20 protein-coding genes are annotated in these 19944 nt (G+C 64.3%); 7 read left to right on the plus strand and 13 right to left on the minus strand.

Going from position 1 to position 19944, the window contains the following annotated elements; genetic code table 11:
• Positions 1-344 precede the first annotated feature (344 nt).
• The 7 genes from QUG03_RS14230 to QUG03_RS14260 all read right to left on the minus strand — a co-directional run bounded on the left by QUG03_RS14230 (position 345) and on the right by QUG03_RS14260 (position 5041).
• Positions 345-1541: a tryptophan--tRNA ligase gene (locus QUG03_RS14230; RefSeq protein ID WP_107799978.1), complete on the minus strand. Its 1197-nt coding sequence runs from the start codon at positions 1539-1541 to the stop codon at positions 345-347.
• A 175-nt stretch (positions 1542-1716) separates the two neighbouring features.
• Complete coding sequence (locus QUG03_RS14235) at positions 1717-2355, minus strand: site-2 protease family protein (protein WP_107799979.1); 639 nt, start codon at positions 2353-2355, stop codon at positions 1717-1719.
• Between the two features lie 47 nt (positions 2356-2402).
• On the minus strand, positions 2403-3023 hold the full coding sequence (locus tag QUG03_RS14240) for an L-threonylcarbamoyladenylate synthase (RefSeq protein WP_107799980.1): 621 nt from the start codon (positions 3021-3023) through the stop codon (positions 2403-2405).
• Between the two features lie 5 nt (positions 3024-3028).
• The gene (locus QUG03_RS14245; protein ID WP_227107281.1) at positions 3029-3898 is read right to left on the minus strand and encodes a 3',5'-nucleoside bisphosphate phosphatase; all 870 of its coding nucleotides are present in this window, start codon (positions 3896-3898) and stop codon (positions 3029-3031) included.
• Between the two features lie 2 nt (positions 3899-3900).
• Entirely contained in the window at positions 3901-4089 is a 189-nt protein-coding gene (locus QUG03_RS14250; RefSeq protein ID WP_019101808.1) for an oxidoreductase-like domain-containing protein, read from the minus strand.
• On the minus strand, positions 4086-4301 hold the full coding sequence (locus QUG03_RS14255) for an RNA-binding S4 domain-containing protein (protein ID WP_107799982.1): 216 nt from the start codon (positions 4299-4301) through the stop codon (positions 4086-4088). The genes QUG03_RS14250 and QUG03_RS14255 overlap by 4 nt, the downstream gene beginning before the upstream one ends.
• Before the next feature lie 200 nt (positions 4302-4501).
• On the minus strand, positions 4502-5041 hold the full coding sequence (locus tag QUG03_RS14260) for an AAA family ATPase (RefSeq protein WP_500820287.1): 540 nt from the start codon (positions 5039-5041) through the stop codon (positions 4502-4504).
• On the opposite strand from QUG03_RS14260, the gene QUG03_RS14265 reads away from it, so the two are divergent.
• A complete protein-coding gene (locus tag QUG03_RS14265) occupies positions 5028-5237 on the plus strand; it encodes a hypothetical protein (RefSeq protein ID WP_227107275.1) in 210 nt (69 codons plus the stop codon). The genes QUG03_RS14260 and QUG03_RS14265 overlap by 14 nt on opposite strands.
• 318 nt (positions 5238-5555) lie before the next feature.
• On the opposite strand, the gene QUG03_RS14270 is transcribed toward QUG03_RS14265, so the two are convergent.
• Both QUG03_RS14270 and QUG03_RS14275 read right to left on the minus strand, forming a co-directional pair.
• Positions 5556-6554 carry an asparaginase gene (locus tag QUG03_RS14270; protein ID WP_107799984.1) on the minus strand — a complete coding sequence of 333 codons (999 nt, stop codon included), beginning with the start codon at positions 6552-6554 and terminating at the stop codon, positions 5556-5558.
• A 40-nt stretch (positions 6555-6594) separates the two neighbouring features.
• Positions 6595-7329, minus strand: a complete 735-nt coding sequence (locus QUG03_RS14275; protein WP_500820288.1) for a GntR family transcriptional regulator — start codon at positions 7327-7329, stop codon at positions 6595-6597.
• A gap of 209 nt (positions 7330-7538) precedes the next feature.
• On the opposite strand from QUG03_RS14275, the gene QUG03_RS14280 reads away from it, so the two are divergent.
• The 4 genes from QUG03_RS14280 to QUG03_RS14295 all read left to right on the plus strand — a co-directional run bounded on the left by QUG03_RS14280 (position 7539) and on the right by QUG03_RS14295 (position 11444).
• Complete coding sequence (locus QUG03_RS14280; RefSeq protein ID WP_199225895.1) at positions 7539-8633, plus strand: ABC transporter substrate-binding protein; 1095 nt, start codon at positions 7539-7541, stop codon at positions 8631-8633.
• 67 nt (positions 8634-8700) lie between these two features.
• Entirely contained in the window at positions 8701-9612 is a 912-nt protein-coding gene (locus QUG03_RS14285; protein WP_107799987.1) for an ABC transporter permease, read from the plus strand.
• A complete protein-coding gene (locus QUG03_RS14290; RefSeq protein ID WP_107799988.1) occupies positions 9609-10427 on the plus strand; it encodes an ABC transporter permease in 819 nt (272 codons plus the stop codon). Before QUG03_RS14285 ends, QUG03_RS14290 begins: the two co-directional genes overlap by 4 nt.
• Before the next feature lie 12 nt (positions 10428-10439).
• On the plus strand, positions 10440-11444 hold the full coding sequence (locus QUG03_RS14295) for an ABC transporter ATP-binding protein (RefSeq protein WP_500820289.1): 1005 nt from the start codon (positions 10440-10442) through the stop codon (positions 11442-11444).
• On the opposite strand, the gene QUG03_RS14300 is transcribed toward QUG03_RS14295, so the two are convergent.
• Complete coding sequence (locus tag QUG03_RS14300) at positions 11441-13285, minus strand: methyl-accepting chemotaxis protein (RefSeq protein WP_500820290.1); 1845 nt, start codon at positions 13283-13285, stop codon at positions 11441-11443. The genes QUG03_RS14295 and QUG03_RS14300 overlap by 4 nt on opposite strands.
• 186 nt (positions 13286-13471) lie before the next feature.
• The gene (locus QUG03_RS14305; protein WP_235089667.1) at positions 13472-14800 is read right to left on the minus strand and encodes a sodium-dependent transporter; all 1329 of its coding nucleotides are present in this window, start codon (positions 14798-14800) and stop codon (positions 13472-13474) included.
• A gap of 614 nt (positions 14801-15414) precedes the next feature.
• Between QUG03_RS14305 and QUG03_RS14310 the strand changes: the two genes are divergently transcribed.
• Positions 15415-16347: a PAS domain-containing protein gene (locus QUG03_RS14310; protein WP_107799991.1), complete on the plus strand. Its 933-nt coding sequence runs from the start codon at positions 15415-15417 to the stop codon at positions 16345-16347.
• Between the two features lie 126 nt (positions 16348-16473).
• Here QUG03_RS14310 and QUG03_RS14315 read toward each other — a convergent pair whose 3' ends face one another.
• Positions 16474-17871, minus strand: a complete 1398-nt coding sequence (locus tag QUG03_RS14315) for a NarK family nitrate/nitrite MFS transporter (protein ID WP_107799992.1) — start codon at positions 17869-17871, stop codon at positions 16474-16476.
• Positions 17872-17971: 100 nt separating this feature from the next.
• On the minus strand, positions 17972-19222 hold the full coding sequence (locus QUG03_RS14320) for an MFS transporter (RefSeq protein WP_107799993.1): 1251 nt from the start codon (positions 19220-19222) through the stop codon (positions 17972-17974).
• A gap of 270 nt (positions 19223-19492) precedes the next feature.
• Between QUG03_RS14320 and QUG03_RS14325 the strand changes: the two genes are divergently transcribed.
• Positions 19493-19810, plus strand: coding sequence for a hypothetical protein (locus QUG03_RS14325; RefSeq protein WP_107799994.1), 318 nt, complete (start codon positions 19493-19495; stop codon positions 19808-19810).
• Positions 19811-19944 lie beyond the last annotated feature (134 nt).

Genomic DNA, 19944 nt, shown 5'->3' on the forward strand with positions numbered 1-19944 from the left:
CCAAGATGGGTTAAGCCTGCTTCCCGCTGCTAAACGGGAGCGGCAGGCACCTGACAGGGTTAGCAGACCGGCATCTTGGAACCGGCAGCCCACGAGGGGCTCCCCGCCAGCGCCTGCCATGTACGCGTGCGCCGACACAAACCAAGCCACGACGAAGTCGCTTGGTCTGCCAAGATGCAAGAAGGGCTGCTAAACCCCTTGTGCCGAGATTGCGACGGCACGCGGGGATTGTTGGCGAGGCCAATGGATAAGTCAAGACGGCGCGATCCGCGCCGCCGGCGTCCGCCATGCCAAGAAAAACGCCCGGCAAGCCGGGCGTTTCACATCCATCCAGACGAAGGCGCTCAGTAGCCCAGCCCCATCGCTGCCTTGACGTCCTGCATGGTGGCGCGCGCCACTTGCTCGGCCTTGGCGTTGCCGGCGGCCACCACTTCCTTGACCAGCTTGGGATTGCTCAGATACTGCTCGGCGCGTTCAAACATCGGCTGCTGTTCGCGGAGTACGCCGTCTATCACCGGTTGCTTGCAGTCCAGGCAACCGATGCCGGCGCTGGTACAGCCCTGCTTCACCCATTCGCGGGTATCGGCGTCGCTGTACACCTGGTGCAGCTGCCATACCGGGCATTTGTCCGGGCTGCCCGGATCGGTGCGGCGCACGCGGGCCGGATCGGTCGGCATCGCCCGCACTTTTTTGGTGACGGTGGCCGGGTCTTCGCGCATGGTGATGGTGTTGCCGTAGGATTTGGACATCTTCTGGCCGTCCAGGCCCGGCATCTTGGACGCCTCGGTCAGCATCGCCTCGCATTCGGCCAGAATGCTCTTGCCCTTGTTCTCCAGCCAGCCGAACAGCCGCTCGCGGTCCGCCGCGCCCAGATTCTGGCTGGCGGCCAGGATTTCGCGCGCGCCGGCCAAGGCTTCGGCGTTGCCGTCTTGCAGATAGGCGGTGCGCAGGCGGTCGAACTCCTTGCCGGCCTTGCCTATCTTCTTCACCGCGGCGCGGGCCAGTTCTTCGAAGTTGGGTTCGCGGCCAAACAGGTTGTTGAAGCGGCGCGCCACTTCGCGGGTCAGTTCGATGTGCGGCACCTGGTCTTCGCCCACCGGCACCAGGCCGGCCTTGTAGATCAGGATGTCGGCGGCCTGCAGCAGCGGGTAGCCGAGGAAGCCGTAAGTGCCCAGGTCCTTGGTGGACAGTTTTTCGATCTGGTCCTTGTAGGTGGGCACGCGCTCCAGCCAGGACAGCGGGGTCACCATGGACAGCGCCAGGTGCAGTTCCGCGTGCTGCGGCACTTTGGACTGGATGAAGACGGTGGCCTGTTCCGGGTCCACGCCGGCGGCCAGCCAGTCTATCACCATGTCCCACACGCTCTTGCCGATGATGGAGACGTCGTCGTAATTGGTGGTCAGCGCATGCCAGTCCGCCACCATGAAGTAGCAGTCGTGAGTGCTTTGCAGCTGCACCCAGTTCTTGATCACGCCGTGGTAGTGGCCAAGGTGCAGGCTGCCGGTGGGGCGCATGCCGGAGAGAATGCGGTTGGCGAACATGTTTGAATTCCGTTTCAGAAAATAAGCGCGACCGCGCCGGAAACGAAGTCCGGCGCGTCAGGATTGGGGTGAGCCAGGCGCTTGAGAGTCGGTTTACGATCTGCTGCGCGTCGTGGAGCGTTACACGGGGTGTACGCCTTGTCTCGCTCTAACTCGCAAGATCGTAAACACACTCTTAGATCAGGGCGCGCACCAGGCCGTACATCAGGCCGTAGAACGGCCGCAAAATGGTGGTCAGCAGGCCGGTGAAGATCAAGGCCAGCAGCACCCACATGCCGTAAGGCTCCAGCTTGGCGTACTTCCAGGCCATGCCGGGCGGCAGAAAGCTCTCCACGATGCGGCCGCCGTCCAGCGGCAGGATGGGCAGCAGATTGAGCAGCATCAGCGAGATATTGATGCCGATGCCGGCCTGGCTCATCAGCGCCAGCGGCTCGCTGTAGCTGGTATCCATGCCAATGGCCAGTTTGAACAGCAGCACCCACATCAGCATCATCAGCAGATTGGAGGCGGGCCCGGCGGCGGCCACCAGCCGGCCGTGCTCGCGCGGCTTGCGCAGCGCGCCGAAGTTGACCGGTACTGGCTTGGCCCAGCCAAAGATGAAGCCGCCCAGCGTCACCGACAGCAAGGGCAGCAGCACGGTGCCGATCGGGTCGATGTGCTTGAGCGGGTTCAGCGTCATCCGCCCCATCATATAGGCGGTGCTGTCGCCGAAACGGCGCGCGGCGTAAGCGTGGGCGGCCTCGTGCAGGGTGATGGCGAACAGCACCGGCAGCGCGTAAATGGTGATTTTCTGGATCAGGTTAATGTCGCCCATGATGTCTCTTGTGGGTTGAAAACGGTGTCGGGAGGCAAAAGCGGAGTTTATAGACCAAACGGCGACGGGTCGCCCTTGCCGCGACGCAGCAGCTCCACGCCCTCGGTCATGTCGATCACGGTGGTGGGCTCGGTGCCGCACCAGCCGCCGTCTATCACCGCGTCCACCGCGTGCTCCAGCCGCTCGCGGATTTCATACGGGTCGGTCAGCGGTTCCTCGTCGCCGGGCAGCATCAGGGTACAGGACAGAATGGGTTCGCCCAGCTCTTCCAGCAGGGCCAGCGCCACCTTGTGGTCCGGCACCCGCAGCCCGATGGTGGAGCGCTTGGGGTGCAGGGTGCGGCGCGGCACTTCGCGGGTGGCTTGCAGGATGAAGGTGTAGCTGCCGGGGGTGGCGGCCTTCAACATGCGGAACTGGCTGTTGTCCACCTTGGCGTAATTGGCCAGCTCCGACAGATTGTGGCAGACCAGGGTCAGGTGGTGACGCAGGTCCAGCTGGCGGATCTCCAAGATGCGCTCCATTGCCGGCTTGTCGCCCAACATGCAGCCCAAGGCGTAACAGGAGTCGGTGGGATAGACCACCACCCCGCCCTCGCGCAGGATTTTCACCGCTTCGCGCACCAGCCGCGCTTGCGGATTGTCCGGGTGGATCATGAAAAACTGTGCCATGTGGGTCAGCCTTGTGCCGGGTCCGCCGGCCGAATGATGCGCGCGGCCAGCGCGTCCCAGATGGGTTTGCAGATCGGCGGCAGGTCGTCGGTGCGGCCGACGTCGCGGCCGCCCTCGCCTGGGGCGTGAAAATCGCTGCCGGCGCTGGAGTACAGTTCGTGGCGGTCAGCCAGCAAGGCGAACTTGTGCATATCGTCCAGGCTGTGGCTGCCGCTGGCCACTTCGATGCCGCGGCCGCCGGCCTGCTTGAAATCGTTGATCAGCCGCTCTATCAGGGTGCGGCCCATATCGTAACGGCCGGGATGGGCGATCACCGCCTCGCCGCCGCCGGCCAGAATCCAGCCCACCGCGTCTTCCAGGCCGGCCCATTCGTGCGCCACGTAGCCGGGCTTGCCCGGCGTCAGGAATTTGCGGAACACGGTGCGCACGTCCTTGACCTGGCCGCTATTGACCAGGAAGCGGGCGAAGTGGGTGCGGCCTATCATTTCCGGGTTGTCGCACAAGGCCATCGCTCCGTCGAACGCGCCCTGAATGCCCACCTTGACCAGTTCGTCCGACATCTGCCGCGCGCGGTTGACGCGCCCGTCGCGGATGGATTGCAGGCCGGCGGCCAAGGTCGGCTGGTCCGGGTCTATGCCCAGGCCGACGATGTGCACGGTGTGCTTGCCCCAGGTAACAGAGACTTCGACGCCGTTGAGGAAGGCCAGGCCCTGGCGCGCCGCCTCGGCCCGCGCCGCGGCCAGGCCGTGGGTGCAGTCGTGGTCGGTCAGCGCCACCAGGGTGGCTTCGCGCTCGGCGGCGCGCGCGATCACCTGCTCCGGCGGCAAAGCGCCGTCGGAGGCGTGGGAGTGGAAATGCAGATCGATGCTGGCCATGCTTATTGTCCGTTGGCGGCGGCCTGGCGCGCGGCTTCGCGCAACTCCCAGGCGGCCAGTTTGGCGCGGTATTCCGTCATCAAGGCGTTATAGCTGTCCCAGATGCACGGGTCGCAGCCGCTGCCGCAGCAAGCGTCGTCCGGCGGGGGCTCGGGCGCTTCCGGCGGCGGGTCGAAGTCGTCGTCGTTCATGCCGCCACGACGCGGATGGAAAAGCCTTCGCCGCTGACCTGCTGGCCGGCGCGGATCTTGCAGGTCTTGCGCAGTTCCTCCTGGCCGTCCACTCGCACATTGCCTTCGGCGATGAAATGTTTGGCGGCGCCGCCGGAATCGCAGACATTGCAGATTTTCAGCAGGTCGCACAAGGCGATGTATTCGCCGCTCAATTCAAAGGTTTCGTTCATTTTTGCACACTCGATTGGGACAGGGCTGTGAGCGGGCTGTGGACAAGAACCGCAGCGCCTTCATTTTTCAAGCCTTTTTACTGTCGCTTATTTTTTAATCTATCGCCGACAACTATCCACGCCATGGCAGGACAAGCTTGTGGGCCTGTTGTGGATAATTGCGGCAATTTGCTGAATTTCCAGCGCTTTATTCTTTGCGCTCAAAATTTAGGCAACTCGCCCGACCAGAGGGCGGCCAACGCCGCCCGCGCCTGAGCCATGCGCCTTTCATGCGCGCCGCTCACCCGCGTCGCGTCAACGCCCGCGTCTTGCAGCGCCTGCCGGTAGAGGCCGAACAGCCAATCGCGCTGGGTCGGGTGGCTGCGCAGCGGGTCCGGCTCCCAGGGGATGTCCGGCTCGGCCAGCAGGGTCAAGGCGTAATCGCCGGGCCGACACAGCGCGAGCAAGCCGGGGCTGCAATGCCCGTGCGCCACTTCGCTCCAGATCTTGCAATTCAAGGCGGTGGTGTCGCACAACAAAACTTGGACGCCGCCGGCCAAGGACTGTTCCGCCGCCAACTGTCCACGCGCCACTTCCTCTATGATTTCCGGCGTGGAGCGGTACGGCCGCGCGGCGAAATAATCGCGCGCGTATTCCGGCACCCAGGCTGCGGCGATGCCCGCCTCGTTCAGCGCCGCCGCCAGCGCGCGCGCCAGCGTGGTCTTGCCGCAGGACTCCGGCCCCACGATGGCGATCTTCAACGGCCGCGCCGCGCCTTCTGACATCCGGCTGCTCTCAAAATACGGAAAAGCGGTCAATTATACGCCGCTTGCCGCGCTATCAACAGCCGGGCCGCTGTTCTCAACAAGCAAAGGGGACAGCCCTGTGCGCCAGCTGTGGACAAGGAAGCTAAGCCCTTGCCGCAAAATGGATTTGACCGTGAAGATCAAAAAATAGGCAGACCGATGGATTACCCACATCCAGCGTGAAAAGCCATGTGGGACAATTGTGGATAAAGCGGCCAAGTCCTTGTTCCGCCAAGCGCATTTTCTTTTGCTTATTTTTTAAGCAAAAATCAGCGCAAACTCAAGACGACGGCATGCGCCGCACGCCTTCCATCGCCGGCCCGGCCCCGTCGCGCCCATTTTCCCGTTTGCCCACACCCAAGGTGCAAAGCCGTGTGGGCGAGTTGTGGACAAGCGCGGCAAGACTCTGAAAAACCGGCACAAAAAAAGGCCGCTCAAAAAATGAGCAGCCCGGATCGCGCACGGCGTCTTAATGCGCGCTCATCTCGCCACGCAAGGGCTTAGCCAATTGCGCCGCCAGTTGCTGTCCGCTGAGACCGGCGGACAGCAGCACGTGCAGCTTGGCCAGCGCCGCTTCCGGCGTCAGGTCCGCCCCGGCCACCGCGCCGGCGCGCGCCAGCGGCTGGCTGGCGGCGTAAGCGCCCACCTCCACCGCGCCGCGCGGCGCCTGGGTGATGTTGAGCACGGCGCCGCCGCGCGCGGTCAGGGCCTTCACCCCGTCCAGCAGCGCCGGATCGGCCGGCGCGTTGCCGCTGCCGTAGCTCATCAGCACCGCCGCGTCCAACATCGGGTCCGCCATCAGGCGGCCGGCCAGCGCCGCGCCCTGCCCCGGGCTCAGGAACAGGCAGGCGATATTCAGGTCTTCGCGCAGCGCCTTGGGCTGGAATTCGCCCTGCCCCGGCAACCAGGCGGCCTTGTTCCAGTGCGGATGGATGGCGAAGCGGGCCAGCGGTTCGGCGTTGGGCGAGCCGAAGCCGGCGAAATGCTCCACATCCAGCTTGCGGGCGCGGCTGCCGCGCAGCAGCAGGCGGTCGAAGGCGATGACGACTTCGCGCAGCTCAGGCTGGCAGGCCGCCTCCAGCGCGTCGGCGACATTGTTCCAGCCGTCGGAGCGCGGGTGCAGCAGCGGCAGCTGCGCGCCGGTCAGCACCACCGGCTTGCCCAGCCCGCGCAGAGCGAAGGCCAGCACGCCGGCGGTATAGGCCATGGTGTCGGTGCCGTGGATGACGACGAAGCCGTCGTAGTCGCCGTAACGCTCGGCCAGCGCGGCGATGATGCGGTTCCAGTGACGCGGCTCGATGGCGGAGGAGTCGATCAACTCGTCGAACTCGACCACGTCGAAATCCAGGCCGGGCCGGCGGAAACGCTCCAGCAAGCCGGGCAACAGGCCTGGAGACGGCGCCAGGCCGTCCGGGGTTTCGGTCATGCCTATGGTGCCACCGGTGTACAACACTAAAACGCGGCTCATGCGATCTCCTGCAAACAGTGTCCAATGCCGCGATGGTAGCTCAATTCGCCGCGACCGCGGCAGGACTGTCCACGCGCAGACGCACCGCGTCGTTCCGCCAGTACTCGTAATCGCAGTCCAGCGTCTCGCCGGCGGCGTCTCGATTGATCCGGCGCACCAGCAGAACGGGGCTGCCCTCGGCCAGCATCAGCGCTTGCGCCACGCGGCCTTGCGCCGCCGCCGGCAGGATGTCGAAAGCCGCCGCCGCGTATTCGATGCCGTAATGGCGGCGGTACAAACCGGTCAGCGATTGACTCAAATCCAGCTCCTGGATGTCCGGGAAGCGCTCCGGTTTCAGGAAGTGCTCCACGTATAGCGCCACCCGGCCGTCCAGGCTGCGTTGACGGCAGATTTTCCACAAGGAGCTGAGCGGCGGCACGGCCAGCGCCCGGCACAGCTCGGGCGAGGCCAGAACGGTTTCCACGCTCAAGAGCCGGGTTTCCGCCGCGCGCTGCTGGGCGTCGGCCATGCGCTGGAAATGGTTGCCGTAAAGCGGCGCGTATTCCAGCCGCGGGAACGCGAGAAACCAGCCGCGCCGTTCTTCGCGGTAGACCCGCCCTTCGGCCTCCAGCACGCCCAAGGCCTCCTTCAAGGTGATGCGGGTGGTGGCGAACAACTCCGCCAGCGCGCGCTCCGACGGCAGGCGGCCGCCCGGCCGCAGCAGGCCGCCGTCGATTTGCTGCAATAAGGCGGCGCGGATGCGCGCGGCCTGGGAAAGCGGTTTCGATTCAGGCATCAGGACTAGTCCAGCAATCAGGTCTCCGCCGGCTTTTTACCAAGAAAAAATGACAAGGAAATGACTGGCCGCCAGCACCGCCGGCCGGCCTTGCGCCGATTTGTCACCGACATGCAATCAAACTGCCATGCGAGCTAAACCGGAATGTCATCTACACGGAATACCATCAGCATCGCTTTTATTTGACCTAGTCCAAAGGGATGGATGCCATGAATACACCGTTGCGCTGCGCCGTTCTGGGCGCGCTGGCCCTGCTGGCCAACACCGCTTTTGCCGATAATCTGAGCGCGCTGATCCAGGCCGCCAAGAAAGAGGGCGAGCTGAACGTGATCGCCCTGCCCCATGACTGGTGCGGCTACGGCGGCGTGATCGCCGGCTTCAAGGCCAAGTACGGCATCAAGGTGAACGAACTCAATCCGGACGCCGGCTCCGCCGACGAACTGGAGGCGATCAAGGCCAACAAGAACAATAAGGGCCCGCAGGCGCCGGACGTGATCGACGTGGGCCTGTCCTTCGGCCCGCAAGCCAAGGCCGCCGGCCTGTTGCAGCCGTACAAAGTCTCCAACTGGAAAACCATTCCGGACAGCGTCAAGGACAAGGACGGCTATTGGTACGGCGATTACTACGGCGTGCTGGCCTTCGAGGTGAACAAGGATCTGGTCGCCAAGACGCCGACCGACTGGAGCGACCTGCTGAAGCCGGAGTACAAGAACGCGGTGGCGCTGGCCGGCGACCCGCGCGCCGCCAACCAGGCGATCCAGGGCGTGTTCGCCGCCGGCCTGTCCCAGTCCAAGGGCAATGTGGCCAAGGCCGCCGACGCCGGCCTCAAGTTTTTCGCGCAGTTGAACAAGAGCGGCAATTTCGTGCCGGTGATCGGCAAGGCGGCTTCGCTGGCCCAGGGCAGCACCCCCATCGTGATCCGCTGGGACTACAACGCGCTGGCCGACCGCGACACCTTGAAGGGCAACCCCAAGGTGGAAGTGGTGGTGCCCAAGAGCGGCGTGGTGGCCGGCGTTTACGCCCAGGGCATCAGCGCTTACGCGCCGCACCCCAACGCCGCCAAGCTGTGGCAGGAATACCTGTTCTCCGACGAAGGCCAACTGGCCTGGCTCAAGGGCTATTGCCACCCCACCCGCTTCAACGATCTGGCCGCGCGCAAGAAAATCCCGCAGGACTTGCTGAGCCGGATGCCGGACGCCGCCGCCTATAAGAAGGCCTTGTTCCCGACGCTGGAACAGCAAGAGGCTTACAAGGCGGTGATCACCAAGCAGTGGGACGGCGTGGTGGGCAGCAACGTCAAGTAAGCCGGCCTCATCCCCTTGGCGCGCGGCGCTGTCGCCGCGCGCGGGCTCTCTTTGGAAACACGCCCTCATGTCCGCATCTTCCGACTCTCTCGCCGGCCGTTCCGGCCCGGCGTCGCCGCGCCGCGCCGGTGGCGGCTTCGTCTCGCTGTCCTGGCTGGGCGTGGCGCCGTTCTTCCTGTTTGCGCTGCTCTTCCTGCTGCTACCCACCGCCCGACTGCTGCTGGGCGCCTTCCAGGACGCCGACGGCCATTTCACGCTGAACAATATCGCCCGGCTGTTCGAGCCGGCGATTCTCGACGCCTACAAGATCAGCTTGCAGATCAGCGCCGCCTCCGCGCTCTTGGGCGCGGCCTTCGGCCTGTTGCTGGCCCTGGCGGCGATCCGCGGCCGGCTGCCGGACTGGATCCGCCCGACGCTGGCCACCTTTTCCGGCGTGGCGTCCAACTTCGCCGGCGTGCCGCTGGCCTTCGCCTTCCTGGCCACGCTGGGCCGCATGGGCCTGGTGACGGTGTTGCTGCGCCGCTATCTGGACTTCGACCTCTACGCCGGCGGCTTCAGCATTCTCAGCTTCAGCGGCCTGACGCTGACCTATCTGTATTTCCAGATTCCGCTGATGGTGCTGATCGTCAGCCCGGCCATAGACGGCCTTAAAACCGAATGGCGCGAGGCCTGCGACAGCCTGGGCGGTTCCGCTTTCGCCTACTGGAGCCGCATCGCGCTGCCGGTGCTGTGGCCCAGCATCCTGGGCGCGGCGCTGCTGCTGTTCGCCAACGCCTTCGGCGCGGTGGCCACCGCCTACGCGCTGACCGGCAGCTCGCTCAACATCGTCACCATCCTGCTGTACGCGCAAATCCGCGGCGATGTGCTGCACGACCAGAACCTGGGCTACGCGCTGGCCTTGGGCATGATCGTGGTGACCGGCCTGTCCAACGCCGCCTACATCTGGCTGCGCGGCCGCGCGGAAAGGAGCCGGGCATGAAACGCCAGCCTGTCCACAAACCGTCGTCGCGCCTGGGCGCCTGGATCGCCGTCGTCGCCGGCGGCCTGTACTTCTTGCTGCCCTTGTTGGCCACCTTCGAGTTCAGCCTGAAGATGCTGCGCGAAGGCTATAGCTTCGAAGCCTACAAGCTGGTGCTGCAAGACCCCGGCTTTCAGCAAAGCTTCGCCTATTCCGCGCTGATGGCCGTGTTCACCATCGTCATCGGCCTCCTGCTGGTGGCGCCCACCGCCTTCTGGATCCAGCTCCGCCTGCCGCGGCTGCGTCCGCTGGTGGAGTTCATCACCTTGCTGCCGCTGGTGATTCCGGCCATCGTCATCGTGTTCGGCTATCTGCGCCTGTTCGGCAGCGACGCCTGGCTGCCCCTGACCGGCAGCGAGCGCGGCACCGATCTCTTGCTGGTCTGCAGCTATGTGACGCTGGCCCTGCCCTATCTATACCGTTCCATCGACGCCGGCCTGTCCGCCATCGACGTGCGTTCGCTGGCCGAGGCGGCGCAAAGCCTGGGCGGCGGCTGGCGGGTGATTCTGCTGCGGGTGATCTTCCCCAATATCCAATCCGCGCTGCTGTCCGGCGCTTTTCTGACCTTCGCCATCGTCATCGGCGAATTCACCATGGCCAGCTTGCTGGCGCGGCCGGCCTTCGGCCCTTATCTGCAATTGATCGGCGCCAACCGCGCCTACGAGCCGGCGGCGCTGGCCATCATCGCCTTTTTGATCACCTGGGCGGCCATGGGCCTGCTGCAGGTGGCCGGCCGTCACCGTCGCGCGCTGCGCGAGGCGACGGCGACAGAATAAGAGAGACCCCATATGGCATACCTGGACATCCGGCACCTCAACAAGCGCTACGGCCAGCACACGGTGGTGCACGACTTCAATATGCGAGTGGAGGCCGGCGAGTTCGTCACCTTCCTCGGCCCGTCCGGCTGCGGCAAAACCACGGTGCTGCGCATGATCGCCGGCTTCGAAACCCCCAGCGGCGGCGCCATCCGCCTGCAGGGCGAGGACATCACCGCCTGCGCGCCGCAAAAGCGCGGCATCGGCATGGTGTTTCAGAGCTATGCGCTGTTTCCCAATATGAACGCCGGCGAAAACATCGCCTTCGGCTTGAAGATGCAGAAGCGGCCGGCCGCCGACATCCGCCGCAAGGTGGCGGACGCGCTGGCGCTGGTGGAGCTGTCCGGCAAGGAGGGCCACTACCCGCACCAGCTCTCCGGCGGCCAACGCCAGCGGGTGGCGCTGGCGCGCGCGCTGGTGGTGGAGCCGCGCATTCTGCTGCTGGACGAGCCGCTGTCTGCGCTGGACGCGCGCATCCGCAAGAATCTGCGCGAGCAGATCCGCGACATTCAGCGCCGGCTGGGACTGACCACTATTTTCGTGACCCACGACCAAGAAGAAGCGCTGACCCTGTCCGACCGCATCTTCGTGATGAATCAGGGCAAGGTGGAGCAGGAGGGCGCCGCCGAAACCATCTACACCCAGCCGGCCTCCGAGTTCGTCGCCCGCTTCATGGGCAATTACAATCTGCTGTCCGCCGGCGACAGCCGGGCGCTGTTCGGCCTGGACATCCAGGGCCATCTGGCGATCCGCCCGGAGTCCATTCAATTGCTGCCCGGCGACAGCGCGGAAACGGACAGCCTGCCGGCGGTGGTGAAGCAGCGCCAGTTGCTGGGCAATGTCGTCCGCTATCAGGTGGAAAGCGCCGGCGCGCTGCTGCAGGTGGACCGGCTGAACCGCAACCCGGCGGATTTGCTGACCGACGGCGCACCTGTGCGGCTGCGCGTCCAGCGCGACGATATGCGCGAAGTGCGCTAAACGTCGGTTGGCCGCCGGAAATAGGCCATTTGCCGGCGCAGGCTGCCGGCCCGCTGCGACACTTCCTGCGCCGCCGCCGACAATTGCTCGCTGGCGGCGGCGTTGCCCTGGGACAGCTGGCTCAAGCCCTGCATCACCTGATTGATGCCGCCCACGTGCTGCGCCTGGGCCACGGCCTCCTTGGAGATGTCCCGCACCAGCTGCCGGGTTTGCTGGCTGGATTCGACGATGGCGCTCAGGCTCTTGCCGGCCTCTTCCGCCAGCCTCACGCTGCCGGCCGCCACCTGGCCGATCTCCTTGGCCGCGGTCTGGCTGCGCATCGCCAGCTTGCGCACCTCGTCGGCCACCACGGCGAAGCCGCGGCCCAGCTCGCCGGCGCGCGCCGCCTCAATGGCGGCGTTGAGCGCCAGCAAATTGGTCTGATAGGCGATGTCGTCGATGATGTCGGTACGCTGGGCGATCACATGCATCGCCTCTATGGTTTCGCCGACAACCCGCCTGCCCTCCTCGGCCTGACGCGCGGCTTCGCTGGCGACATCGCCGCTGCGGCTGGCGTCGCGAGCCATCGCGAACATCTGCCCGGCGATCTCGTCCACCGCGTGGCTGGTTTGCTCGATGTCGGAAGAAGTGCGGCAGGCGCTGTCGGACAGGCCCTGCGATGCGCTGTTCAATTGCAGCGAGGCATTGGCCACCGCGTCCGCGTCCTGCTGCACCTGCAGAATCACCCCGCTCAGCTTCCGCCCCATCTGGCGGATGTGCGCGGCCAGGCTGTTGTCGTCAGACGAAGCCAGCCGCAGCCGGAAGTCCAGTTGGCCGCCGGCCAGCTCCCGCATGCCCTGCGCCACCTCGTCCGGCTCCGCGCCCAAGGTCCGCAGGATGCTGCGCGCCAGCAGCAGCGCGGCGGCGATGGGCAGCAACACCCCGGCCAACACCGCCAACGCCAGCCAGCTTTGCCAGCGCGCGGCGGACTGCTGCGCCGCCAGCGCGTCGCGGATCCGGATCAACACCGCGTTCTGCACCTCCAGCAAAGCATCGATGCGCCGGCTGGCCACGTCGAACCACTCTTCGCTGGACAAGCTCTGCATCGCGCCCGGGCCGCGCGCCAGCACCGCGTCGCGCAGCGACTCGTACGCCCCGCTCGCGTCCATCGCCTGGGCCAGCAGACGTTCGTCGCCGTCGTTCTGCCGGTACAGGCTGCGGCACAGCGCCTCCTGCGACACCATGCCGCTGGCCAGGCGGAACTCGTTGATATTGAAACTGCCCACCGCCAGCACTCCGCCGATCAAGCCGCGGGCGCGGCCGGTGTACTCCGTCTGGCAGTGCAAGGCGGACCATTGCTGCACCAAGGCGCGCACGTCCTCGCTTTGCGAATAGAACAGGGTGATGACCTTGGAGAGCCGCTCGATGATTTCGGTGTAGCGTTCAAACGCCGGCAGCGGCGAAATATGGCGCTGCGCCACATCGCGGCGCAAGGTCGAGAGCAGCTCCGCCGCCGGTAGTTGCTGGGAAAGAAACAGGCCGGCCTTGCGCGACAACTCGTCGCCCGGCGGCTGGCGCAAGCGGGTCAACAGCGCGTCGGCCTGCGCCTTTTGCCGCGGCAAGACGGCCGGCATCGGCTTATGCTCGTTCAGATAGCGGTTGCTAAGGCCGCGCTCGATCTGCAAGGCGTGAATCAGCGCCCCCACTTGCTGCACATCGTCCACCAGCGCCTGGTCGCGCTGCAAAGCCTGTACCGTCCGCCACTGCGTAAAGGCAAACCACAAGGCCCCGCACAGCAAGAGCAGCACCAGCGGAGCGATCAACAAGGCCAGCTTGTGCACCAGCTTCAGACGGAAGTGCATCGGGTATCCTGTTCGCAAGCCATGGACCAAGGACCGCCGGAGCCCAACCCTGACGCAGCGGCCAACCGCTCTAACTATAGGCAATGGCTGGACAAGGCAAACACAGTGGCATGAGACGCGCGCAGGCAGGGCGAGCGCGCAAAGAAAAACCCGCCGCGAAAGCGGCGGGTTGCGGGGCGGCGGCAATCAGGCCGCGCGCAGGCTGGCGATCATGATCCAGCCTATCAAGGCCGGCGCCATCGCCATGCAGAAGCCGCGCATCAGGCGCATGCCGCGGCCGGCGCCGTCGCCGCTCAACTCGCGGCGCACCACAGGCCAAGCCTTCCAGCCCACGAACAAGGCCAGCAACAGCTCGCCCACCGGCATCAGCAGCTTGGAAGTGAGGTAATCCAGAAAATCGAAAAAGCTCATGCCGAACAGCAGGTAATCGCTCCACACGCCCAGCGACAGCGAAGCGGGTATGCCCAGCAGGAAAATGCCCAGCGTCATCACCCAGGCGGATTGCGTGCGCTTGAGGCCGAACTCGTCCATCGCGAAGCTGGTCACCACCTCTAGCAAGGACACCGAAGACGTCAGCGCCGCCAGCAGCAGCAGGCAGAAGAACATCACCGCGAACACCTGCCCCAGCGGCAGGTGGGCGAACACCGCCGGCATGGTGATGAAGGTCAGGCCCGGACCCGCCGAGGGGTCGAAGCCGAAGGCGAACACCGCCGGCAGCACCATCAGGCCCGCCAGGAAGCAGGTGGCCACCGTCAAGGCGATCACCCATAGGGCCGAACCCAGCAGATTGGACTCTTTGCTGACGTAAGAACCGTAGGTGATCATGATGCCCAGGCCCAGCGACAGCGAAAAGAAGGCCAGCCCCAAGGCGTCCACCAGCATGGCGCTGCTGACTTTGGAGAAATCCGGCGCCACGAAATACTTGACGCCTTCCCAAGCGCCCGGCAGCGTCAGGCCGCGTGCGATCAGCACCAGCATCAGCACGAACAAGGCCGGCATCAGGAACTTGGACAGGTTTTCAATGCCCTTCTGCACCCCGCCGGCCACCACCCACACCGTCAGCAAGGCGAAGCCGGCGTGATAGGCAATGGGCTCCAGCGGATCGCTGATGAAGCCGCTGAAGATGGCGCCCAGAGTCTTGGCGTCCGACGTCATGATGCCGCCGCCCAGCGCCTTGACGATGTAGGCGATGGTCCAGCCGCCCACCACGCTGTAGAAGGACAGAATCAGGAAACACACCAAGACGCTCATATAACCGATGACGGGCCAGCCGCCGCCGGCCAACTGCCGGAAAGCGCCGACGGCGCCGGCCTTGGACGCGCGCCCCAAGGCCATCTCGGCCAGCATCAGGGCCAGGCCCAGCGTCAGGCAAATGCCCAGGTAAATAAACAGGAAGGCGCCGCCGCCATTGGTGGCGGCGACATAGGGAAATTTCCAGATCGCCCCCAGCCCAATGGCCGAGCCGGCGGCAGCGAGGATGAAACCGAGGCGCGAGCCCCATTGTGATCTTGCCATGATGCAGTCTGCTTCTTTGTCCGAATATTTGTTCTTGAATCGCCGAGATCGACGCCCGCGCCCAAACGCGATCGCCGCAGCGGCAAAGGTGCTGTTTTGCGCCGGTAAGGCGCGGCTCGCGCCAGGCCAGATCATGAAGCCCGGGAGCGAACGGAAGGGACCCGGCAAGCCGGGCAAGGGAGAGAAAACCGCCGTGTGGGCGGGCCGAAAGCCGCGTCAGGGGTGGCGACGGGCTACGGTTCTCGCTAGTGTATTTTGCGTACAAACACGAATTTACCATGATTGATGGCAATTTCCAGCGTACGCAGGCAATTAATTCCGACTCCCAGCGCAAGTACGGTCATTTCCCGGCAAAGATGGGCATGACAATCCACTCTCAATTAAGTTGAGCATGAAATATCTGTACTCAGGGAATACACTTAGAGCGGCGGACAAAAAACAGTTCCACGCGGCAAGCAAGGCGCGCCGGCCGGACAGCGCAAGCAAGACGGCGAGCCGATGCCACGCGGCGCCTGGAGTTTGTCAGCCGCTTTAAGACCAGCGGCCCCACTGCTACGCGCCTGGCCACGCCAGGAGCGAACTCGCCGGCCTCACGCGACTTACGGAGAGCCCCTATGGCGATACTGCAAGCCTTCCAATCGCTGATCGACACCGTACAGGGCGCCTTGATCATCGCGCTTCCCGCAGACGGCCAGATCGTCAGCGCCAACCAGTTGGCCGCCATCCTGCTGGCCACTCCGCACGGCGATCTGATTGGCCAGCCCTTCTCCCGCTTTCTGCCGGACCCCGCGGACAGCGAACTGCTGGCCGGCGAACTGCGCCGCACCAGCATGATCTACAACCGCTCGCTCTCCTTGCAAGCCAGCGGCGGACGCCGCTTCGAGGTGCAGATGTCGCTGCGCGAGGTGGAGCTGGAAGGCGCGCTCATGCTGGTCTACAGCTTCAGCGACCGGACGGAAACCAAGGTCATGAGCCAGTTGCTGGATTTTGAGCGCAATCTGGTGGAGCGCTCGATCAGCCTGATGAAAAGCCTGCGCGCGGAAGACAAGCAAGCCGACGACGACAAATTGACCGGCGTGGCCGGCATGCACCGCCTGCTCTCCGCCGCCCATGCCGAAACCGGCCGCGCGCGCCGCTACGGCGGCGCCGTCTCCGGCCTGATCCTCAGCCTGATGAACGTGCCCGAGCCGATGCCGGAGCTTGACGAGGGCTCGGCGCACCGCCACTTGCTGCGCCTGGCCGGCAGCCTGTGCCTGCAAAGCACGCGCGACAGCGATCTGGTGGCCCAGCGCGAAGACGACGCCTTCATCATTCTGCTGCCCAACACCGGCGTAAGCGGCGCCAACGAACTGGCGCGCAGGCTGATCAAATCGCTGCGCCAGCTCAGCTTCGTCTACCAGGGAGAAGAGCGCAAGGCGGCCGCCTGCGTCGGGCTGAGCGCTCTGCGCGGCAGCGAAAACACGCCCAAACCCATGCTGGAACGCTTGAACGAAGCGCTGCAAAAAGCGCGGGAAGGCGGTCCCAACTACATCGTCAAACTGCCCTGAAGCGTCTGTCCGGCTAGGCAGGAGCGCCGCGCTCAAGCCAAACGGCTTCAGCCCTATATAAAGACAAACCGGCGAGGCATCGTCTTGACGCCTCGCCGGTTTCGTTTCCATCGGCCGTTTAGCCTGTCAGCAACTCACTTCCGCGTTCTTGCGCGCATAGAACCACCAGCACAAGGCGATGCAGCTGATATAGAAAACAATGAAGCACAACAGTGCCGGCTCCGCGCCGCCGGTCGCCTTCATGGACGCGCCAAAGCTCTGCGGAATGAAATAGCCGCCGTAAGCGCCAATGGCACTGATGAAGCCGCCAGCCGCGGCCGACTCCTTGACCCCATCCGCCTCGGCCTGCTTGCGCGCGTCTTCGCCGCGACCGGCCGCCGCGCGCAGCCGCCCGGTGGTGAAGATGGTCGGAATCATTCGGTAAGTCGAACCATTGCCCACGCCGGCCATGGTGAACAGCAAGAGGAACATGGCGAAGAAGCCGGCAAAGCTGCCGCCGCTCAACTGCCCGGCCGCGTCATGCGCCGGCAGGAAGTGCAACACCCCCACCACCGCCAAGGCCATCACCGCGAACACCCACATGGTCACCCGCGCGCCGCCGAGCTTGTCCGAGATCACGCCGCCTATCGGGCGCACCAGGGCGCCGAGCAAGGGGCCGATAAAGGCGAACTTGGCCACCGGCACCTCCGGAAACTGTGTCTTGGTCAACAGGGCGAAAGCGCCGGCAAAACCGATGAAGCTGCCGAAAGTGCCGATGTACAGCCAGCACATCAGCCAATTATGCTTGCGGCGGAAAATCACCGCCTGCTCTGTGAACGAGGCCTTGGCGTCCGCCAGATCGTTCATGCCGAACCAGGCCGCCGCCGTGGCCAAAACAATGAACGGCACCCAGACGAAGCCGGCGTTCTGCAGCCACAAGCTCTTTTCCACCCCATCCTTGACATAATGCTGCGCATCGCCGCCAAAGGCACCGAACATGCCGCCGGTCACCACCAGCGGAATCACGAACTGGGCCAAGGACACGCCGAGGTTGCCGAAACCCGCGTTCAAGCCATTGGCCGCGCCCTTCTGCGCCTTGGGGAAAAAATAAGCGATATTGGCCATGGAGCTGGCGAAATTGCCGCTGCCCAGCCCGCACAGCAAGGCGATCGCCAGCATCACCGGATAAGACGTCGTGGGATCCTGCACCGCAAAGCCCAGCCATATCGCCGGAATCAACAGCGAGGCGGTGGACAAGGTCGTCCATTTGCGCCCGCCCACTATGGACGGCATGAAGGAATAAAAAATGCGCAAGGTCGCGCCGGACAGCGCCGGCAGCGCCGTCAGCAAAAACAGCTGATCCTTGGTGTAATTGAAACCCGCGTTCGGCAGGTTCAAGGTCACCACGCTCCACAATACCGAAATGACGAAAGCCAGCGTCAGACACGGAATCGAAATCCACAAATTGCGCCGCGCAATGCTCTGGCCTTCTTGTTGCCAGAACTCGGCGCTTTCCGGTTCCCACCGTTTGATGACATAAGACATGACTCAACCCTCCCCGCCGGCCCGAGTCATGGCCAGACCAGCGCTATTTGACAATCTTTTAAAGGCGGCGCGCGTCAAGGCGCCGCCATGCAACTCAAACTCAACGACTGGCGGTGGCCAGACGCAAACGCTCCGCGGCCACCGGCTTGAACGAGTAATGCATCCAGACTAGGCTGACGCAGACCGTGCCGTACAGCAGCATGAAACAGCTGGAACGCACCCCGGCGAGGTCCACCAGCGCGCCGAACAAAATCGGCAGCACGAAACCGGCCAGTCCGCCGGCCAGGCCCACCACGCCGGACACCGCGCCGATATTGTCGGGAAAATCATTGGCGATGAACTTGAACACCGAAGCCTTGCCCACCGCCATCGCCACGCCCGCGATGAACAGCACCGCGGTGAACAGCACCGAATTCAAACCGATATGCAGGCTCCACGGTCCCTTGACGGTGGCCACCACCATCTCGGTCTGCGGATAGGACAAGACGAAGAAGCACACCCATAACACCCACATCACCCACCAGGTGGTCCGGTACGCGCCGAAGCGATCCGACATCCAGCCACCAATCGCGCGCAGTACGCCGCCCGGCAAGGAAAAACAGGCGGCGAGAAAAGCCGCGGTTTTCATATCAAAGCCGTACTCGCCGACAAAATACTTGGTCAGCCACAGCGACAAGCCCACATAGCCGCCAAACACCACCGAGTAATACTGCGAGTAGCGCCAAACCCGGGGATCGCGCATCACCCGCAGTTGATCGACGAAACGCTGGCTCCCTCCGCTCAAGTGCGCCGGATTGTGATAACTGCAAAACCAAAACAGCAGCGCCGCAGCCAGCATCACCCCGGCGTAAACCTGGGGCACCAGCGTCCAGCCGCCCAGCGCGATCAAGGCCGGCGCCACGAATTTATTCACCGCCGCGCCGGAATTGCCCGCGCCGAACACGCCCATCGCCATACCCTGATGCCGCGCGTCGAACCAGCGCGCCACATAGGGCGTGCCCACCGAAAAACTGCCGCCCGCCAAGCCGATGAACAGCCCAATCAGCAAGAAATGCCAATACTGGGAGGCGAACTCCATCAGATAAATCGGCAGCACCGCGCTCAGCATCAGGCAGAACAAAACGATGCGGCCGCCATAGCGGTCGGTCCAGATCCCCAAGGGCACCCGCACCAGCGAACCCGACAACACCGGCATCGCCACCAGAATGCCGAACTCGGTCTCGTTCAGCCCCAGTTGCTGCTTCACCGGAATGCCCACCACGCCCATCATCATCCACACCATGAAACAGACGGTGAAAGCAAAAGTGCTGACGGCCAGCACTGAATACTGCTTGTACGCCGCGGATGTCATCTTTCCTCCCTCAGCGGCCTGGCGGCCGGTCAGTCCAACTCCATACTCACACCATACTGCTCGCGCGCCGGGAAACCCATTCGCCAGACGTGGGCAAGACCGAGGAAAAACGATCTAATCGAAATAGTTCTTTTGGGTGGTATTCAGGACAGCGGCGATGCCGCAGAAGGGAGGGAAGGCGGCGTAGCCGTCCGGCTTTGCGCCAATGCAAGTTACAGCCCCGGCGACATTGGCTAAGATAGGCGCATTGCCAACAAGGGAGCCTCCCCCATGAATGCCGCCAAGAAGATTCGCCGTTTCATCGAAGAAGGACATGACCCGCAGCAAATGCAAGTGCTCAAGGAACTGGCGACCGCACTGGAAATGGGCCGCTCTTTCGACCTCAGCCTGCTCTACGATATCGACATGCGCTACTTCGACGTCGCCATCGACCTGCTGAAAGACTGGCGCTTCGACCATCACATCGCCTCTCGCAGCAAACTGCTGGAGCAGTTGCTGACCGAGATCGCACCGGACAGACAGGCGAAAGCGCAGGAAACCCCTGCAGTCAAACCGGCGGCGAGCAAAGCCGCCAAACTCAAAAAGTAAGCGGACAGCGGACGCAACAAAGCCTCCCTTTGGGGAGGCTTCCGTGTCGCCGTTCAACAGCACAATGCATAAAGCCCAGCTCGATTGAGCTGGGCTTTGCAATGGGGCGTCTGGCGGTGTCCTACTTTCACATG

The organism is Chromobacterium sp. CCUG 30098 (assembly GCF_059916605.1).

What these genes read in the sequence shown, in the direction of transcription:
- QUG03_RS14290 (WP_107799988.1), top strand. Translation starts at nt 9,609, where the DNA reads ATGAAACGCCAGCCTGTCCACAAACCGTCGTCGCGCCTGGGCGCCTGG.
- QUG03_RS14325 (WP_107799994.1), top strand. Translation starts at nt 19,493, where the DNA reads ATGAATGCCGCCAAGAAGATTCGCCGTTTCATCGAAGAAGGACATGAC.
- QUG03_RS14315 (WP_107799992.1), bottom strand. Translation starts at nt 17,871, where the DNA reads ATGTCTTATGTCATCAAACGGTGGGAACCGGAAAGCGCCGAGTTCTGG.
- QUG03_RS14320 (WP_107799993.1), bottom strand. Translation starts at nt 19,222, where the DNA reads ATGACATCCGCGGCGTACAAGCAGTATTCAGTGCTGGCCGTCAGCACT.
- QUG03_RS14295 (WP_500820289.1), top strand. Translation starts at nt 10,440, where the DNA reads ATGGCATACCTGGACATCCGGCACCTCAACAAGCGCTACGGCCAGCAC.
- QUG03_RS14275 (WP_500820288.1), bottom strand. Translation starts at nt 7,329, where the DNA reads ATGCCTGAATCGAAACCGCTTTCCCAGGCCGCGCGCATCCGCGCCGCC.
- QUG03_RS14245 (WP_227107281.1), bottom strand. Translation starts at nt 3,898, where the DNA reads ATGGCCAGCATCGATCTGCATTTCCACTCCCACGCCTCCGACGGCGCT.
- QUG03_RS14250 (WP_019101808.1), bottom strand. Translation starts at nt 4,089, where the DNA reads ATGAACGACGACGACTTCGACCCGCCGCCGGAAGCGCCCGAGCCCCCG.
- QUG03_RS14300 (WP_500820290.1), bottom strand. Translation starts at nt 13,285, where the DNA reads ATGCACTTCCGTCTGAAGCTGGTGCACAAGCTGGCCTTGTTGATCGCT.
- QUG03_RS14305 (WP_235089667.1), bottom strand. Translation starts at nt 14,800, where the DNA reads ATGGCAAGATCACAATGGGGCTCGCGCCTCGGTTTCATCCTCGCTGCC.
- QUG03_RS14310 (WP_107799991.1), top strand. Translation starts at nt 15,415, where the DNA reads ATGGCGATACTGCAAGCCTTCCAATCGCTGATCGACACCGTACAGGGC.
- QUG03_RS14265 (WP_227107275.1), top strand. Translation starts at nt 5,028, where the DNA reads ATGGCGATCTTCAACGGCCGCGCCGCGCCTTCTGACATCCGGCTGCTC.
- QUG03_RS14280 (WP_199225895.1), top strand. Translation starts at nt 7,539, where the DNA reads ATGAATACACCGTTGCGCTGCGCCGTTCTGGGCGCGCTGGCCCTGCTG.
- QUG03_RS14270 (WP_107799984.1), bottom strand. Translation starts at nt 6,554, where the DNA reads ATGAGCCGCGTTTTAGTGTTGTACACCGGTGGCACCATAGGCATGACC.
- QUG03_RS14235 (WP_107799979.1), bottom strand. Translation starts at nt 2,355, where the DNA reads ATGGGCGACATTAACCTGATCCAGAAAATCACCATTTACGCGCTGCCG.
- QUG03_RS14240 (WP_107799980.1), bottom strand. Translation starts at nt 3,023, where the DNA reads ATGGCACAGTTTTTCATGATCCACCCGGACAATCCGCAAGCGCGGCTG.
- QUG03_RS14255 (WP_107799982.1), bottom strand. Translation starts at nt 4,301, where the DNA reads ATGAACGAAACCTTTGAATTGAGCGGCGAATACATCGCCTTGTGCGAC.
- QUG03_RS14285 (WP_107799987.1), top strand. Translation starts at nt 8,701, where the DNA reads ATGTCCGCATCTTCCGACTCTCTCGCCGGCCGTTCCGGCCCGGCGTCG.
- QUG03_RS14230 (WP_107799978.1), bottom strand. Translation starts at nt 1,541, where the DNA reads ATGTTCGCCAACCGCATTCTCTCCGGCATGCGCCCCACCGGCAGCCTG.